This is a genomic window from Microbulbifer sp. CNSA002 (assembly GCF_047324085.1).
Taxonomy (GTDB): Bacteria; Pseudomonadota; Gammaproteobacteria; order Pseudomonadales; family Cellvibrionaceae; genus Microbulbifer.
In genome coordinates this window covers 50,722-67,504 of record NZ_CP172449.1, presented here as the reverse complement: position 1 = coordinate 67,504, position 16,783 = coordinate 50,722, and the positions used below count along the sequence as shown (strand labels likewise).

Genomic DNA, 16,783 nt, shown 5'->3' with positions numbered 1-16,783 from the left:
TTGAATTCTGAATCCACCCCAGCCGCTTATCACAGCTGACAATATCGCCCTTCAGGTGGGCGGCAGGCAGTTACTTAAAGATATTACAGTCGAATTGTCCCAGGGGGAGATTGTCACCTTAATAGGCCCAAATGGAGCCGGCAAAACCACTCTCCTGCGCCTTCTGCTGGGGCTCAGCCAGCCGACCCAGGGCCGCGTGTGGCGACAAACTGGGTTACGTATTGGCTATATGCCCCAGCGGCTTCATATCGATAGCTCAATGCCCATGTCAGTTGAACGCTTCTTGCAACTTGGCCAACCGGCCATGAAGCCCGAGCAAGCGCAGTCGGCATTGGACAGGGTGGGCGCAGGGCAGCTTAGAGGCGCCTCTCTGGCAAATCTATCCGGTGGAGAAATGCAGCGGGTCTTACTCGCTCGTGCCGCATCGCGCAAACCTCAGCTGCTGGTCCTTGATGAACCCACTCAGGGAGTCGATATCGGTGGTCAAAGTGAGTTGTACCAGTTAATTGCCACTCTGCGCGACGAGCTCGGCTGCGGTGTGTTACTGGTTTCCCACGACCTTCATTTAGTTATGGCTGCAACCGACCGGGTCCTTTGTTTGAACCAGCATATCTGTTGTCACGGACACCCGGAGCAAGTAAGCCGCCACCCTGCCTATCTGGAATTATTTGGGGACAAGGTCGCCCCCTATACCCACCAACATAACCACCAACATAAATTAAGTGGAGATATTGCGCCCGCAAGCAGCTGCAATCATCAACACACTCACACAAATACTAAAAACAAAGAGCAAAAATAAGTGGTTGATTTCGGCGAATTACTGCACAGCCAATTTCTCTGGTACGCCCTCGCCGCCGGCCTTATGGTCGCTGTTGTCAGCGGCCCTTTGGGCTGCTTCGCCGTGTGGCGACGCATGGCCTATTTCGGCGACACCCTGGCTCACTCAGCCCTTCTTGGAGTGACGCTGGGTTTTGTACTACAGATTATGCCAACGGTGGCCGTCGGTATTACTTGCTGTGTACTGGCACTGCTGCTGATGTATTTACAGCAGCGCCAAAAGCTCGCTGTAGATACCTTGCTGGGCATATTGTCCCACTCCATGCTGGCACTGGGGATTGTCACCGTCAGTTTTTTTAAGATTAAGGTGGATCTCTTATCTCTGTTGCTGGGAGATTTACTCGCGGTCAGTGGCCAGGATCTGGTACTAATGGCCATTGCCGCCGCCACAATCCTGGGACTCCTTTATTTCCTGTGGGAACAGTTACTGGCTTTCACCCTGCATGAGGAATTAGCTTCAGTGGAAGGTGTCCCTATCGAGCGATTGCGGATCGCTCTGATGTTGATGCTGGCAATACTGATTGCGATCGCAATGAAAGTTGTCGGGGTTCTGTTAATTACCGCCCTACTGATTATTCCCGCAGCTACCGCGCGAAAACTGTCGCACACTCCAGAGCGTATGGCGGTGTTGGCCTCATTACTGGGATGCTTAGCGGTAGTACTCGGTCTTCTTGCCTCTATCCTGTGGAATACACCGGCGGGCCCGTCCATTGTTCTGGCCGCAGCACTGTTCTTTCTCACTTCACAACTGCGTGCCAGCTGAAGGTAGCCGCAGGTTAATCTCATCCTAATTTCTTATTTTATTTCGTTATTTGTCGCAAATTGTCGCTTAAATCTACCCGTTGGTGAGATGTCCGTCACCGTTTATCGCAATAAGCTGATGGTTAGCCGCTAGCTAATTGTGTCAATTTTCCGTCGTTGCTAGTGTTGCCCGACGACCAGCCGTATTAGGCCGGTCACCAATAATGACAAAAAAATGGACTCACAACGATATGGAAAAGTTCTCTCTTCGTCGCAAGGTATTAACTACAGCCATAGTGGCGGCAACCGCTGCCACTAGCCCACAAACACTCTTTGCCGCCGAGGATCAGGCGATGGAAGAAGTTGCAGTTGTGGGTTCCCGTATTAGTCGAAATGCTGAATTTGAAACAGCTACCCCGATCCAGGTAATGGATCGCGATGCCATCGAAAAGTCCGGCTACACCAATCTGCAGCAGCTTTTTGAGAAAAACCCCGCCGCAGGTAATGGCACCTTCTCAACCCGGGGTAACAACCAAGACTCTACCGCAAATGGGGCTGCCGCTGTGAGCCTGCGCGGTATGGGTGCCGACGCCACTTTAGTATTGGTAAATGGCCGCCGGGTGGCTATCAGCGCATTTGCCGAGAGCATCACTACCAACTTTGTGGATATCAACAGTGTACCCCTTGCGGCGATTGAGCGGGTCGAAGTCCTAAAGGATGGAGCATCCGCAATTTACGGTTCCGATGCCGTTGCCGGTGTGGTCAATCTGGTGTTACGTAGAGACTTTGAAGGTACTGAGGTATCCGTAGATTACGGCGGTGCCGATGGCTATGACGAGCAATCCATGTCCGCCGTATGGGGTATCAATGGGGATGACTCAAACCTGACTGTTATTTTTGACCACCATAAAAACAGCCGCCTATCCAGCACCGAGCGCAGTGGACTGGATACCGCTAACCAGTCCAGCCGTGGCGGTATGGACTTCCGCTCCTCCAGGGGCTATCCCGGTAGCTTCAATGTGGGCGGTACCTTTGTTTCCGATCCCAACTGTCCCGAAGAGCGCGATACCGGTGAAGTCTGTGTCTATGATTACGGCCCCTGGACTTTGATCACACCCGAAGCCGAGCGCACTGGCCTATTAATGCTTGGCCATACCCAGTTGGCCGAAGGCTTGGAGTTCTTTAGCGAGGTCGCTGTTCAGCACAATACCTCCGTAGCCCAGGGTGCACCCACCCCCCTCGATGGCGACGCGGGTCTCTATGTATTGGCAGATCATCCCAATAACCCATTCGGCGAAGATGTTGATATTTACCGCTATCGTACCGTGGATGCAGGCGCCCGCCAGTGGGATATCGAAACCGATAACTTGCGCGGTGTCTTCGGCCTGCGCGGCTCTGTCGCCGACTGGGACTGGGAGGCTTCTGTTCAGCGCTCCCGCAGTGAAACAACCCAGACCGGTGACCGCTCCCAAGGCTGGGTGCGTACGGACCTGTTACAGGAGCAGATTAATGCCGGTAACTACAATCCGTTTGGCGGGGTTCAGAACCCGGACTCAGTGATTGATGCCATCACCACCAGCCTGGTCCGACAAGGCAAGTCTGACCTGACCAGCTATAACTTCTCAGTCAATGGAGATTTAGTCGATACCGCCAGTGGCACCATCGCAATGGCCGCAGGCCTGGAATATCGGGAGGAAAAGGCTTCCGATATCCCTGATGACCAGTTCCAGCGCGGTTTGATCTTCGGTACTGAGTCCGTATCCGCCAGCGCCAGCCGGGATATCTCCTCCGCTTATGTAGAGGTAGCTATTCCCCTCCCCGCCAGGTTCGATCTGACTGTGGCCGCCCGCTACGATGATTACAGCGACTTTGGCAGCACCACCAACCCCATGGCAAATCTGTTGTGGACTGCAACTGATCAGCTGTCCTTGCGCGCCTCTTGGGGCACCGGCTTCCGCGCGCCATCATTGGCGCAGGTCGGTCTCGGCCCATCACAGGAATCCCTATTCTTTGTCGATACCTACGGCTGTGAAGTTAACGATGCTTACTGCGCGAGCACCGATTACACCATTATCTTCTCTGGAAACCCGGACCTTGATGCGGAAGAGTCTGAATCCTTCAACATTGGCGCTGTTTACGAGCCTATAGAGGACCTGCGACTGTCTCTGGATTATTGGAATATCACCCAGGAAGGTAAGATTGACGAGGTCCCCTTCGGCTATATCTACAACCTCTACTGCTGGGACCAAGACAGCACCGTGTGCCGTCGCGATACACCAGTTGACGGCCAAACCCTTGGCGCCCTGCAATCTATTGACAGCAGCTTCACCAATATCGGCGAACAGGACGTATCAGGCGTCGACCTAAGTATTGTCTACAGCGGATTCGAGCTAGTGGGCGGAGAGCTTGGCCTGCGCCTGGATTACTCCTACCTGGCTGAATTTGAGCGTGTCGAACTGAACTCCAGCGGAGACGCATTTATCACCCGCGATCTGGCCGGAGAGTACGAGTATCCACAACACCGTTGGAACGCTACCGCTGACTGGACCTTTGACACCTTCGGATTTAGTGCCGGACTCAGCTATATTGGTGAGTTTGAGGATACTCCGGACATCGATTTCGACGGGACTCTCGACTATGACAGCAATAACTCCCGCACTGTAGACTCCTTCCTGACCATGAATATGCAGGCCCGTTATACCGGCTTCGAGAATATGGTATTGAGCCTGGGTGCGGATAATGTCTTCGATGAGGAGCCGCCCTTCGCTATCGGTGATGGCGACGCAGACCTTTATGGTTATGTGCAGTCACAACACGATCCCCGTGGTCGCTTTATCTACGGCAAGATGACTTATAGTTTCTAATCACTATAAGTAGATCAGCACATAAAAAAGGGGAAGCTTACGCTTCCCCTTTTCAATTTTCGCCGCTTTGCTTTTTCAGCCGCTATTTATTTGTTCTCTATATTCTGTCTAGCCTTCTTTGCAGCAGCCTCTAGGGAAATTCTCTGTTTAGCCATTTCCAGTCCCGCTTTACGAAACTCATGGATACCCAGCATAATACCGATCAATTCAAACAGTGAGACTGCTATCCCAATAAAAAGCAAGTAAGACTCTGGCATAGTCAGTTCCTGCGGGCCAATAGAGCCGTCACTTTGAAATAGATACCCAAAGTGAGCACGGTTGGAACCCAAAGGGCGGTAAATATGCCCTGCTCCTTATAGCCGCTAAACCATAAACCGGCGGATAATACCAGTGAAACTAAAACTGCCAACAAGATAAAGAAATCTGACGCCTTCAACACCTAGCAAGCCCTCTAATCTTCATCGGACTCCCAAAATCCTATTGCAGCCATCAGTAATCCAAGCACGGTGAGGGCCGCAGGAATTCGCAATCCCAATACGCCAAAAATATCTAACATTGAGGGAATAAAGGGAATAAAACCCAAAATTCCCCACATAAAGAATACACCGGCAATCGACAATCCAGTCCAACCCACCATCAATCGTACTTTCTTAGATCGAAAATAACCGGCCAAAAGCATTTTCTGCATTAATAATACAAAACAAACGGGCTTTGCCCGTTTGAACATTATTGACAGAATAGTGCAGCCTCAGCTGGTTAGAGGAGTGTGAGTCTCATCCTTTATTGCGCTTGGCGTAATCTTCATTAGCTTGCCAAACTCTAACTAAATTTCCGCCTAGAATTTTTTTAATGTCCTGCTTGCTATACCCACGCTTTAGCAGGCCTTCAACCAAATTAGGATATTGAGAGACGTCTTTTAAGCCGACGGGCAAGCTATCTCCGACACCGTCAAAATCCGATCCAATGCCTATATGATCCACTCCCACTAAATCACGAATATGGTCGAAATGATCAAGAACATCTTCCAAATCTGCATAAATGAACTTCTCAGCTGAAAGCTTATCGGAGTACTCCTCAACTTCCTTACTATCTTTGGGTAAACCCTTTTCTTTAGCAAATTTCTCAACCTGATCAGTTATTTCACGATATGAATTCAGTGAATCACCACTAATAAAAGTAGAGCCAAAATTCACCATGATGATACCGCCGTTGTCAGCCAACGCCTTTATCATTTCATCATTCATATTTCGTTCAAATCCCGGCGTAAAATGCCTTGCCGAAGAGTGTGAAGCGATAACAGGAACAGCGGATAAATCAACAACTTGCCAAAAAGCTGCATCTGATACGTGGGAAATATCGATCATTACTCCCATCCGATTCATCTCTCGTACCAAGCGCTTTCCGAATGCACTCAAACCTTCCCAGGGCCTGTTTTTATCATACGAGGAATCAGAGATATGATTGCTCTTTGAGTGGGCTAAGGTAATGTACTTCACCCCTCTATCAGAGAAATACTTTAAATTGGCAAGATCTCCCTCAATAGGAGCTCCGTTCTCTATACCCAAAGGTAAGGAAATTAAGCCGGCATCGACTTGCTTTTGTAGATCATTTATTGACTTAGGTATTGCAAACTTATCCGGGTGCTGTTTGACCATTGCCTCCACTTTATCAATCAAAGTATCTGCATACGATTTGGCAATACCCTCGTCCTCCTTTTCTGCAGGGACATAAATAGACATAAAGGGAGCATTTAGTCCACCTGCTTTAGCTCGAGGGTAATCAAAGTCTCCCTTATCCGTACTAAGTCCAACATCTTCTTCAGCTTGTTCGAGACGATAGGGAACATCTACATGTCCATCAACAATCAAATACTCTTGAACCAGCTCTTGAGCCAGATCTTTACCTTCACCTGCAAATACAGGGTTGCAAGTTAGTGCACATAATGTCCCAACTAAAAAATAATTTTTCAAATGACAATCTCCCTATTTGTATGAATATATCTAGAAAATTTACCGTATATGGTGCTCATCTAGAATCACATTTCTTAAATACAATACTTTGATTTGTTAATCTACAAAGATTAAATCGTTGTCTTTCTTATAACTGCAGATTGGCTGAATCTTACGGGTAACAATAAAACAATGATCCAAAGCAGATGATATATGGCCTAGCCGGGTAACGGGTAAGGCAACAAGAGCATATGCAAAAGATTTACCCCCCAATGCGTCATTACGCATATCCACAAATTCTGCCGCAATGTCCAAATCAATGCATAACAGATTGAGGCGACTATCAATAATAGAACTGCGGAGATATCTGTTGACCACCCTCCATGTAGAAGCACAAACACCGTAGCTACAACTGGTACGGATAACCAGCGCCAGCGCCCTAATAGTTCTTCGGTACCCCGCTGTAATATCCACCGGAAGAACCCCTCTTCAGAAATGCAAACAATTACTAAGTTTATCATTACCGCAACGGCGATAGTGCCAGTAAATTTTATCGAAGGCGTATATAGGAGTAGACCCAATGCAACGGGAGTAAATATAGCCAATAAAAGATAGGGTAAGTCCGTAAAACGGAAGGTCTGCTTCATGCGCAACATAAAAGCCAATAAGGCAATAGCAATAACTGCTTTACCGCTGTTTATGCTGGCATAGATAAGATTACCACTTGCATCTGTATAGGGTGGCAATACCTGGATATGTTCACTACCGGGAAGCAAATTTAACCCCGATACTAGCATTAAAACTGCTACAGAAAGAAAAGACAGCGCTCTCGGCCAACTGCTAGTAGACTCTATTGCTCGCAGGAAAATCCAGATTAAAGGGGCTATAAGCCCACTCCAGCCAAAAGGAATTATACAAAGTGATAGCAAGATAGGTGCAGCCCAAGGACTAACCATACCAGATGGTGTCTGATCTCCTTTTTTCCTTAAAGCAGCAACTTCATTTTGCATCGATTGGCTCAGAATTAATATCTTATTTGATAACAATGACTCATGCGATTCCTTCACTATCCATTAAAGGTCGCTCGTATTGAACGATAGGTCAACTTCATTTTCGCAGGATCTAGAGGTGCCTTAAAAAAGGCGTGATAATGTCCTCTAGGATTAATTAATACAACTTGAGATCCATGATCGATAGTATAACCGCCCTCAGCAAGAGAAACTTTATTAAAAGGTACATTTAGCTGAGTGGCAAATTTCTTCAGCTTAAAAAAATCACCGGTAATACCACGAAATTCAGAATTAAAATAACGGACATACTGCCCCAACTGCTCCGGCTTATCCCTGCTTGGGTCAACCGATACGAGTACTACGTCTGTAGATGCTCTGGTGCTTTCGTCTAAAGTTTTATAAAAATTATTAAGTGTAGATAGAGTTGTTGGACAGATATCTGGACAGTGGGTAAACCCAAAAAATACCAAAGTCCACTTACCTTGAAAGTCTTTGGTATAGAAATCTCTACTGTCATCAGACAATAATTGTATATCTTCTATGATTCTTGGTCTCTGCAGTTTTACAGTGCCATTAATTCTAAGTTCCTCATCAGTAATAATACGAGGCTGTCCGAGCTTATGTATAAATCCAGCAAGCACAGCAAGAATCAATACTAGAAGAACAATAACGGTAATTCTAATTCCACGTTTCTGTTTATCGATGGCAGAATATTGATTTTCCACTTTTCCCTCACACCTCAATTAAATAATGATCTAATAGCATGATAAAAAATAGTGCCATTAAATAAATTATTGAATATTTGAAAGTCTCCATGCCAGCATTGAGATCCTTTCCAATGAGCATTACAAGGCTCCAATAAACAAAACCAAATCCAAGTACGACAGCTCCCAGCAAATATAACCACCCAAACATCGCGGTGGCAAAGGGCAATAGGCTAACGGCCAGTAAAATAAAGGTATACAAAACTATATTTAGGTTTGTATAGGGTATTCCATGTGTAACCGGCAACATAGGAACATCAGCTTTTGCATACTCTTCTTTTCTATGTACGGCAAGGGCCCAAAAGTGTGGAGGAGTCCAAGCAAAAATAATCAATACTAACAACAATGCATGCCCATGCACTTCCCCAGTAACCGCAGTCCATCCCAGTAGGGGCGGAGCGGCTCCTGCAAGCCCGCCAATAACAATGTTTTGTGGTGTGGCGCGTTTCAGGAACATGGTGTAAATCACCGCATATCCGAGAAGAGATATTAAGGTTAGCCAAGCGGTAAGGGCATTTACAAAAACCAACAGGATAAACATTCCTGTCACACCCAAGATAAGAGCAAAGGCAACCGCTTTAACTGGCTCAAGCCGTCCTTTCGCAATCGGGCGATTACTGGTACGAGCCATTTTTGTATCAATATGACGATCAACTAAATGATTTACTGCCGCAGCACTACCCGCACAAAATGCAATTCCCAAATTACCAAATACTAAAATATCTAGCGGCACCATTCCTGGAACAGCTAAAAACATTCCAATAACAGAAGTTAACAGCATAAGCATAACTACTCGAGGCTTAGTAAGCTCATAGTAGTCCCGCCATTGAATTTGATGTATTCCCGTGGAGTTTATGGCCATATTCGCACCTATTTTTATATTTATATACGCTTAGTATCTAATTAAGATTGGATACGGTAGTTAAACCTTCTCCCCGCACTATTACTTCCACATTGACTACCTCTTGTTTATTTATAATGACGGCATTCATTGTGTATATTCGATAACAAAAAGTTAGCAAACTAAGAAGTAGAAGAGCTGCACCAGCATTGTGTGCCACAGCAATCCCTAATGGTAGAGACATAACAACATTTGCTATTCCCAAGCTGACTTGAAGAAGTAGTACCCCGGTAAGCCATAATGACCAACCTCTCAATTCATATCTCCAAGCTAAAACTGAAAGAATAAGTACAATTGCTGTTGTAATCAGTGCTCCAATACGATGGGCAAGATGTATGGCTGTACGCGCATCATTCTCTAATGCACCACCTAAATAATTTGGGCCAATTTGTTGAAAAATATTAAAGCCTTCTACAAAGTTTGCCTGTGGCCACCATTGGTTATGACAAGTTGGAAAATCTGGACAGGCTAAAGCTGCGTAATTAGAGCTGGTCCAACCGCCGAGTCCAATCTGTAGAATTACTATTGCAACTGCAGTCAGAGCAAGTAGCCGTAATCGCCTTATTCCCGGCAAATACCTCCCATGTAATTGTCTAGGTTTACCAGCCAACCTTTCACAGAGAATCCACAACATAGATAATGTTGCCATTCCACCTAATAGATGAGCAGTAACTACCTGCGGCCAAAGCTTCAAGGTTACCGTCCACATCCCAAAAGCAGCTTGCAGTATAATAATAATTAAAAGAATATGTGTTTGCTTAAAGGTTGGGGCTTGCCGATCTCTCCAAGCAAGATAAGTGAGTAATACAACGAATAAAAGTAAAGTTCCTGCAAAGTATCTATGAACCATTTCCGGCCAAGTTTTACTAACATCTACCGGAGAGTCCGGAAAAATCATATTGGCCGTTTTAATTTCTTTTATATCATTCGGCCAGGTGAGATGACCATAACAACCAGGCCAGTCTGGACAGCCCAAACCGGCATCCACCAGCCTAGTAAATGCACCTAGAACAACAACTACGACAGCTAGTATACAGGCCGCCCAGGTAATGATATGTCGCCAATTCTTAGGGGTTTCTTGTTTAGACATTATTGAAAATCTCCGAATTCTAATCTTATTGCTCGTAGGAGTACTTCAATAATCTTTTTATATCTTTAAGCAATTGGTTTCCGCTATGCTGCCGATCATAGGCCATCATTGCATAACCCTCCTGATCAACCAGCAACGCCTTGGTTGAAGTCACACCGTCATGATCAGTTTTCTGTACCAACTGCTTAAAGTTTTCATCATCCAAATTCACTATTTTTAGTTTCGGATGCTCAATTTGTATTTGTTCTTGTCGTTTTTCATCCAAACTATCACCAACCACGAGTAGCCTCTCAACCCTATGAGCTTTTTCCCCCAGCCGAATATGAACCTGCCTACTTATATACAAAAGATCTTCACAATCTTTACCACAATCACTGTCACTTAATATTAGATAGCGCCATTTTGATTCACCCTCTTGTGCCAGGGACTGCTGCTGTCCTTGAAAGGTGATTTTGATTTCAGTGATATCAAATGGGGGCTGTAATAATTCACCTTGATTAATCGTCTCTTTAGGCATACCTAAGCCCGTATAGTAAACGACATAGGCAGCCGTAATTGGAAGTACGACGGATGCTAGCACTGAGAGTCCTTGAATGAGTTTATTCGCTGGCTTCCTTTTGCTCAGATCTCTTTCAGGTGAAACTGGCTGACTATTTGATTTCATTTTAAAACTCCTTTTTCAAACTTCTACTCAATCTACGACGTAATCTAAAAACAATATTTGTGGCTGAATAACCCCATAAAAGCCAGACAGCTATTGCCATCGTGAACCACTGGAAAGCATACGCTTGATGTTTTTCAGGGCCACTATTGAAAAAATTCCAGTCAGTAATTAAAGCTGCACCTGAATCCGCAAACAAACGGATCGACCATCTATTGTTGACTAAACCGATAGTCTCAATGAAATTTGAATTTATTTGTTGAATTCTATTATTAAAAACCGGGTCTAGACTAACACTCGAGGAGGATTCAGTATCGATGGGGTATAAGTAGCCCTGAAGTGATTTCACATCAAGTGAAGCTGTTATTTCAGGTAAGCTATCTCGGTCGCCAGTAGAGGGAATCCAACCTCTATTGACAAGCCAATCAGTACTTTCTGTTGAAAATACTTGTAGCACTTCATAGCCAACACGACCGTTTCTGGTTCTGTTATCCAGAAAATATATTTCCTTCTGAAAAACTCCCGCTAAAGTTACAGACGCATACTCTTGATAAGAACTTAGATTTGAGATTTCCTGCGGTTGCAGAGAGAGCCTACTCTCTACCTTTTGTATAAGTTCGACTTTCTGTTTTGCCCTATCAAGCTGCCACAATCCCAAAAAGATAAACAGGATGAATGCACCCAGAGAAAATATCGTGATGGGCCAATTGCGAATCAGTGGTAAACTGATATCTTTCGCAGAAGCTGATGGAATATCTACTATCATGCGCAACTACATAAATAATGGAAAATAATAAAATGTGGCTGAAGATTGTTATTGTTGTCTTATTCCTTTCCGTACTTGCCAGTCTTTCAAGTGCACTTTTTTTTCTACTTAGAGATATGGGAACACCTCAATCCAAGCGCACACTCTACGCATTAGGTATTAGAATACTACTAGCGTCGCTCTTACTTCTTGCCATTTGGTACGGCTTTGAAAGTGGCATTTTGGCAAAAACGGCACCTTGGGCTGATAAATATTAAGAAAACAAAGGCTTTCTATTAATACGATAGAAAGCCTTGCCCACATTAAGCACCTAGAACATATACAAATATAAACAGCCCGACCCAAACTACATCGACAAAATGCCAATACCAACTTGCTGCTTCAAAGCCAAAGTGATCATCAGGTCTAAAATGATTGGCTATCACAGACCTTAACAACATGATCAACAACATAATTGTACCGAGTGTGACATGGGCACCATGAAATCCGGTCAGCATAAAGAATGTTGTACCATAGATTCCTGACTCAAGTGTTAACCCCAAGTGTTGATAGGCTTCGTAGTATTCTTTACCTTGTAGAAAAATAAACGCCCCACCCAATGCCACAGTGATTGCCAGCAATATATTGAAATTTTTTCTTTGATTCTTTTTCAGGAAAACATGTGCGAAGTGTACAGTTACACTGGAAGTGAGAAGTATGATGGTGTTCCATAGTGGTAAGTGCCATGGGTCTATCACATCTTTAGGCCCCATAAATTTTGCCGTTTCTCCGTTTGCTGCGGCGTCAGGAGTCACATATAGGGGCCAGCTACTTTCGAATCCCTCCCAAAGCATATTGGAAATTCCACGATCACCTTCACCACCTAGCCAGGGAACTGTAAAATTGCGTATGTAATAAAGTGCTCCAAAGAATGCAGCAAAAAACATCACCTCAGAAAATATAAACCAGCCCATCCCCCAAACATATGATCTCTTTAACTGTTCACTGTTGAGCCCTGCCATATTCTCCTTGATTACGGCAGCAAACCAAAACCACAAAACTGCGGCCATCGCTAACGCACCGGTGAAGAAAATATAAGAGCTCCCTCCATTAATCCAATTAGCTGCGCCGAACGCTATTAGGAATAAACCTATCGTCGCAAAAATTGGCAGCCTGGATTGTTCGGGCACGTAATAACTGCTTTCACTAGCCATAATTTTTTATCCCTCTCGCTCGGGGTCGATATCATTCTTATCGGTTTTATTGGCAAACCTTTCCGTTACATCAAACAACGTATAGGAAAGCGTTACAGTATTAACACTTGCGGGAAGATCTGGATCCACAATAAAACGTAGTGGTAATTCTGCAGTCTCTCCCGCTTTTAATTCTTGCTGGTTGAAGCAAAAACACTCTGTTTTATGAAAGTACTCAGCAGCTTTGAAAGGAACCATACTGGGAATTGCCTGACCAACCATATCCCTAGATGTCTTATTTTCTGCAATAAAAACAGTATCTTTAATTTCTCCAGGGTGTACTTTCAAAGACATCACACTCGGGCGAAATTCCCATGGCATATTTTCATTATTGTTTGCCACAAATTGCACTGTGACCAGCCTATTTTTATCAACCGCAGCTGGCATAGCTTCATAACGACCACCGGTTTTACCATTGAGTCCTGTGATTTCACAGAAGACATCGTAAATAGGCGGCATAATGAAAATTGCAAATACCAGCATGCTGGTCGCCACGGCCAGCAGCTTGATAGTTACCTTTGCATTTGCTCCAACTTTCATAGGTTAGCGTACAACCGGTGGCGTACTAAACGTGTGATATGGGGCAGGGGAAGCAACCGTCCATTCCAGTCCCTCAGGATCATCCCAAACCTGATCGGATGCTTTTTTCCCGCCCATTACAGTTCGTACCACATTAAACAAAAATACTATTTGTGCAGCGCCAAACAGGAAGGCACCGATACTGGATATTTGATTGAAATCCGCAAATTGCAGTGCGTAATCAGGTATCCGACGTGGCATGCCGGCCAGACCAACAAAGTGCATTGGGAAGAAAGTTACATTGAGACCAATAAATGCCAGCCAGAAATGTACCTTGCCCATGACTTCGCTATACATATGGCCAGTCCATTTGGGCAACCAATAGTAAACACCAGCAGTAATTGAGAAGATTGCACCAGGAACCAGCACATAGTGGAAATGGGCAACCACAAAGTACGTATCGTGATATTGGAAGTCTGCAGGCGCAATCGCTAGCATCAGACCAGAGAATCCACCGATGGCGAAAAGAATGATGAATGCAATCGCAAAAAGCATCGGGGTTTCAAACGTCATGGATCCCCGGAACATAGTGGAAACCCAGTTAAAGATTTTCACTCCTGTAGGTACAGCAATCAGCATTGTGGCATACATAAAGAACAGCTCACCAGCAATCGGCATTCCCACAGTAAACATATGGTGCGCCCATACGATAAAGCTCAGGAATGCAATTGCTGCGGTGGCATATACCATGGAGCTGTATCCAAAAAGAGGCTTACGAGCGAAGGTGGGGATAATTGCAGAGATAATGCCAAAGGCCGGCAAAATCATGATGTAAACTTCCGGGTGTCCGAAGAACCAGAACACATGCTGGAATAAAACCGGATCACCGCCACCGGCTGCACTGAAGAAACTTGTGCCAAAATGAATGTCCATCAACATCATGGTCACTACTCCGGCTAACACTGGCATTACAGCAATCAAAAGGTAAGCAGTGATCAGCCAGGTCCATACAAACAACGGCATTTTCATCAAGGTCATACCAGGAGCACGCATATTCAAAATGGTAGCGATAATGTTGATCGCACCCATGATGGACGAGGCACCCATAATATGAATGGCAAAAATAAAGAAGGTTACGCTGGGTGGCGCATATTCCGTTGAAAGTGGCGCATAAAATGTCCAACCGAAATTAGGCGCTCCCCCTTCCATAAATAAGGTCGATGCCAACATTGCGAAAGCAAAGGGCAAAATCCAAAAACTCCAGTTATTCATTCTTGGCAGTGCCATATCTGGCGCACCAATCATCATTGGTATCATCCAGTTAGCCAACCCCACAAAAGCCGGCATAACTGCACCAAATACCATGATCAGACCATGCATAGTGGTCATTTGATTGAAAAATTCCGGCTGTACAATTTGCAAACCGGGCTCGAATAATTCAGCGCGTATAACCAATGCCATACATCCGCCGAGCAGGAACATCGCAAAACTAAACCACAAATACATAGAGCCTATATCTTTGTGGTTGGTCGTATAGAGCCAACGCTTTATACCGGGCTGAGGACCATGTGCCATTCTTAAATTCCTCCGGGCGCTTACTGCTTATTCTTAAAGTTGAGGATATCTACGGGTTGGACGGTATCGCCCATCTCATTGCCGAAAGCGTTTCGCTGGTAAGTAATTACCGCAGCCAGATCCACTTCTGATAGCTGCTCACCAAAAGCCTGCATTGCGGGGTTTACCGTAGAACCATCGATAACGATATCTAAGTGGCCATTGAGGGGACCGGTAGCAATTTTTGAGCCAGCAATTGCCGGGAATACTCCGGGTACTCCCTGCCCGTTCGGCTGGTGGCAGGCGGCACATGTGCGTGTATAGACTTTTTCACCCTGAGCAAAAAGCTCTTCGAAGGTAAATGTCTTCGCTGTAAGTTCACGCATTTTTATGGCTTCTGCTGCACGAGAACTCAACCAGGCATCGTATTCAGCCTGTGGTACTGCTTTCACAACAATAGGCATAAATCCATGGTCTTTTCCGCACAATTCAGCACACTGTCCGCGATATATTCCCGGCTCCTCAATACGCGTCCAGGCATCATTGATAAAACCGGGGATAGCATCTTTTTTAACGGCTAGATCTGGGACCCACCACGCATGTATCACATCATTGGCAGTAATCAGGAAGCGGATTTTTTTCTTGATAGGAACAACCAGGGGCTCATCGACTTCTAGGAGGTAGTTAGCACCCTTAGGCTGGAGGTTATCAATTTGAGCTTTGGGAGTGGACAAGCTGGAAAAGAATGAAACATCAGTGCCCCGATATTCATATTTCCACTTCCATTGATAACCGGTGATTACGATATTGAGATCTTCTTCCTCAGTATCGTAAATATCATAGAGCGTTTTGGTGGCCGGAATCGCCATCAGAATCAGGATGACGGTGGGAATAATAGTCCACACCAACTCCACAACCGTGCTCTCATGAAATTGGGCCGCTTGGTATCCCTTACTTTTGCGGTGACGCCACATGCTGTAGAACATGATGCTGAACACCAATGCCCCTATAGCCACACAAATCCAAAAGATCAGCATGTGTAGCTCGTAGGTGGTCTGGGCGACTTCTGTCACCCCCTGGGGCATATTAACCCCCCAGCGCTCAACGTCCTGCTCATTCGCTAACACCGCTTGTGCAGATAGCGAAGTAGCCAGCAAGGCGAACAGCCGATCAAAGCCTTTCAACATCGCCTACAGATCTCCGTGGTTGCGGGTCTCTCAGGGAAACCCGTAATTTTTATTTTGGCCACTGGCCTTCACGGATAAGCGAATTTTACCTGTATCAACTGCCTAACAGGATTAATTCCACACAAAATTTGTGGACATACTGTAGTAACACAAGACTACATACACTGGGCGAGGAGACCACCTCGCGTTACTGCCGTCAGTGCAACTTGTTATTCTTAGTAAAAGATTTTTTACTCCAGATGTCGTCGTCCGGAAAGGTACAACCAACAACCAGTTTCTTTATTTGTCGCAACTACTGCAGGTACAAAAGGAACACATCGACACGAAAAAGTCAATCGGGATCATTTTTGAATAACGTTGCTGCTTTATGAAAAAATTCGGTGATTAACAAATAAATTTAACCTCTTTGATAGGATATTTTTCCACAAGTAGAAAAAATATCGCTCCAAATAGAAACATGGCAATTTATTTGGTGAAAGATGACAACTAATCAAGCATTTATAATGCTGCCAAGAGAAGTATAAACCCTCCGGTTCAAGTGTCCCTGATTGCTTTTACACGGATTGACAACGATTTTTAATCCCTAATACTAAATTCTGACTGCTTCACAAAACCAAGACAGATTAGTTTCAATAAGCTTGAGGATTATCAGGCAGATCAATACAGAATCCTGTACTATCTACACTCAATCGAAATGATTTTTCCGCC

Annotated in this window: 17 protein-coding genes; 4 read left to right on the top strand and 13 right to left on the bottom strand. The window is 45.2% G+C overall.

Annotation, left to right across the window (positions count from 1 at the left end; genetic code table 11):
* Positions 1-7: 7 nt before the first annotated feature.
* The 3 genes from znuC (at position 8) to ACG1BZ_RS00285 (ending at position 4,442) form a co-directional block, all read left to right on the top strand.
* Positions 8-799, top strand: coding sequence for a zinc ABC transporter ATP-binding protein ZnuC (znuC, locus tag ACG1BZ_RS00295; RefSeq protein ID WP_413665908.1), 792 nt, complete (start codon positions 8-10; stop codon positions 797-799).
* On the top strand, positions 800-1,600 hold the full coding sequence (locus ACG1BZ_RS00290) for an iron chelate uptake ABC transporter family permease subunit (protein WP_413663923.1): 801 nt from the start codon (positions 800-802) through the stop codon (positions 1,598-1,600).
* Between the two features lie 202 nt (positions 1,601-1,802).
* Complete coding sequence (locus ACG1BZ_RS00285) at positions 1,803-4,442, top strand: TonB-dependent receptor (protein ID WP_413663922.1); 2,640 nt, start codon at positions 1,803-1,805, stop codon at positions 4,440-4,442.
* A gap of 86 nt (positions 4,443-4,528) precedes the next feature.
* Here the strand turns inward: ACG1BZ_RS00285 and ACG1BZ_RS00280 are convergent, their stop codons facing one another.
* The 9 genes from ACG1BZ_RS00280 to ACG1BZ_RS00240 all read right to left on the bottom strand — a co-directional run bounded on the left by ACG1BZ_RS00280 (position 4,529) and on the right by ACG1BZ_RS00240 (position 11,583).
* Complete coding sequence (locus ACG1BZ_RS00280; protein WP_413663921.1) at positions 4,529-4,699, bottom strand: hypothetical protein; 171 nt, start codon at positions 4,697-4,699, stop codon at positions 4,529-4,531.
* Between the two features lie 194 nt (positions 4,700-4,893).
* A complete protein-coding gene (locus tag ACG1BZ_RS00275; RefSeq protein WP_413663920.1) occupies positions 4,894-5,130 on the bottom strand; it encodes a hypothetical protein in 237 nt (78 codons plus the stop codon).
* 85 nt (positions 5,131-5,215) lie between these two features.
* Positions 5,216-6,412: a dipeptidase gene (locus tag ACG1BZ_RS00270; protein WP_413663919.1), complete on the bottom strand. Its 1,197-nt coding sequence runs from the start codon at positions 6,410-6,412 to the stop codon at positions 5,216-5,218.
* A 197-nt stretch (positions 6,413-6,609) separates the two neighbouring features.
* Positions 6,610-7,437, bottom strand: coding sequence for a CPBP family intramembrane glutamic endopeptidase (locus ACG1BZ_RS00265; RefSeq protein ID WP_413663918.1), 828 nt, complete (start codon positions 7,435-7,437; stop codon positions 6,610-6,612).
* Positions 7,438-7,457: 20 nt separating this feature from the next.
* Entirely contained in the window at positions 7,458-8,126 is a 669-nt protein-coding gene (locus ACG1BZ_RS00260) for an SCO family protein (RefSeq protein ID WP_413663917.1), read from the bottom strand.
* Positions 8,127-8,133: 7 nt separating this feature from the next.
* Complete coding sequence (cyoE, locus tag ACG1BZ_RS00255) at positions 8,134-9,027, bottom strand: heme o synthase (RefSeq protein WP_413663916.1); 894 nt, start codon at positions 9,025-9,027, stop codon at positions 8,134-8,136.
* Positions 9,028-9,064: 37 nt separating this feature from the next.
* Positions 9,065-10,156, bottom strand: a complete 1,092-nt coding sequence (locus ACG1BZ_RS00250; RefSeq protein ID WP_413663915.1) for a COX15/CtaA family protein — start codon at positions 10,154-10,156, stop codon at positions 9,065-9,067.
* 25 nt (positions 10,157-10,181) lie between these two features.
* A complete protein-coding gene (locus ACG1BZ_RS00245) occupies positions 10,182-10,820 on the bottom strand; it encodes a hypothetical protein (protein ID WP_413663914.1) in 639 nt (212 codons plus the stop codon).
* A gap of 1 nt (position 10,821) precedes the next feature.
* A complete protein-coding gene (locus ACG1BZ_RS00240; RefSeq protein ID WP_413663913.1) occupies positions 10,822-11,583 on the bottom strand; it encodes an SURF1 family protein in 762 nt (253 codons plus the stop codon).
* A 32-nt stretch (positions 11,584-11,615) separates the two neighbouring features.
* Here ACG1BZ_RS00240 and ACG1BZ_RS00235 point away from each other — a divergent pair, with 32 nt between their 5' ends.
* On the top strand, positions 11,616-11,840 hold the full coding sequence (locus ACG1BZ_RS00235) for a DUF2909 domain-containing protein (RefSeq protein ID WP_413663912.1): 225 nt from the start codon (positions 11,616-11,618) through the stop codon (positions 11,838-11,840).
* 45 nt (positions 11,841-11,885) lie between these two features.
* On the opposite strand, the gene ACG1BZ_RS00230 is transcribed toward ACG1BZ_RS00235, so the two are convergent.
* From ACG1BZ_RS00230 to coxB, 4 genes are read right to left on the bottom strand one after another with little or no spacing between them, the layout of a single operon-like run.
* Entirely contained in the window at positions 11,886-12,776 is an 891-nt protein-coding gene (locus ACG1BZ_RS00230) for a cytochrome c oxidase subunit 3 (RefSeq protein WP_282930522.1), read from the bottom strand.
* A 6-nt stretch (positions 12,777-12,782) separates the two neighbouring features.
* Positions 12,783-13,355 carry a cytochrome c oxidase assembly protein gene (locus ACG1BZ_RS00225; RefSeq protein WP_413663911.1) on the bottom strand — a complete coding sequence of 191 codons (573 nt, stop codon included), beginning with the start codon at positions 13,353-13,355 and terminating at the stop codon, positions 12,783-12,785.
* A gap of 3 nt (positions 13,356-13,358) precedes the next feature.
* Positions 13,359-14,909 (bottom strand): cytochrome c oxidase subunit I, encoded by a 1,551-nt coding sequence (gene ctaD / locus ACG1BZ_RS00220; protein ID WP_282930524.1) that lies wholly within the window; start codon positions 14,907-14,909, stop codon positions 13,359-13,361.
* A gap of 20 nt (positions 14,910-14,929) precedes the next feature.
* The gene (coxB, locus tag ACG1BZ_RS00215; protein ID WP_413663910.1) at positions 14,930-16,075 is read right to left on the bottom strand and encodes a cytochrome c oxidase subunit II; all 1,146 of its coding nucleotides are present in this window, start codon (positions 16,073-16,075) and stop codon (positions 14,930-14,932) included.
* Positions 16,076-16,783: the final 708 nt, after the last annotated feature.

Excerpts from the sequence above, each read along its gene's own strand:
- ACG1BZ_RS00285 (WP_413663922.1), top strand. The coding sequence starts at position 1,803 with ATGACAAAAAAATGGACTCACAACGATATGGAAAAGTTCTCTCTTCGT.
- ACG1BZ_RS00280 (WP_413663921.1), bottom strand. The coding sequence starts at position 4,699 with ATGCCAGAGTCTTACTTGCTTTTTATTGGGATAGCAGTCTCACTGTTT.
- ACG1BZ_RS00275 (WP_413663920.1), bottom strand. The coding sequence starts at position 5,130 with ATGCAGAAAATGCTTTTGGCCGGTTATTTTCGATCTAAGAAAGTACGA.
- cyoE (WP_413663916.1), bottom strand. The coding sequence starts at position 9,027 with ATGGCCATAAACTCCACGGGAATACATCAAATTCAATGGCGGGACTAC.
- ACG1BZ_RS00250 (WP_413663915.1), bottom strand. The coding sequence starts at position 10,156 with ATGTCTAAACAAGAAACCCCTAAGAATTGGCGACATATCATTACCTGG.
- ACG1BZ_RS00245 (WP_413663914.1), bottom strand. The coding sequence starts at position 10,820 with ATGAAATCAAATAGTCAGCCAGTTTCACCTGAAAGAGATCTGAGCAAA.
- ACG1BZ_RS00240 (WP_413663913.1), bottom strand. The coding sequence starts at position 11,583 with ATGATAGTAGATATTCCATCAGCTTCTGCGAAAGATATCAGTTTACCA.
- ACG1BZ_RS00235 (WP_413663912.1), top strand. The coding sequence starts at position 11,616 with ATGTGGCTGAAGATTGTTATTGTTGTCTTATTCCTTTCCGTACTTGCC.
- ACG1BZ_RS00230 (WP_282930522.1), bottom strand. The coding sequence starts at position 12,776 with ATGGCTAGTGAAAGCAGTTATTACGTGCCCGAACAATCCAGGCTGCCA.
- ACG1BZ_RS00225 (WP_413663911.1), bottom strand. The coding sequence starts at position 13,355 with ATGAAAGTTGGAGCAAATGCAAAGGTAACTATCAAGCTGCTGGCCGTG.
- ctaD (WP_282930524.1), bottom strand. The coding sequence starts at position 14,909 with ATGGCACATGGTCCTCAGCCCGGTATAAAGCGTTGGCTCTATACGACC.
- coxB (WP_413663910.1), bottom strand. The coding sequence starts at position 16,075 with ATGTTGAAAGGCTTTGATCGGCTGTTCGCCTTGCTGGCTACTTCGCTA.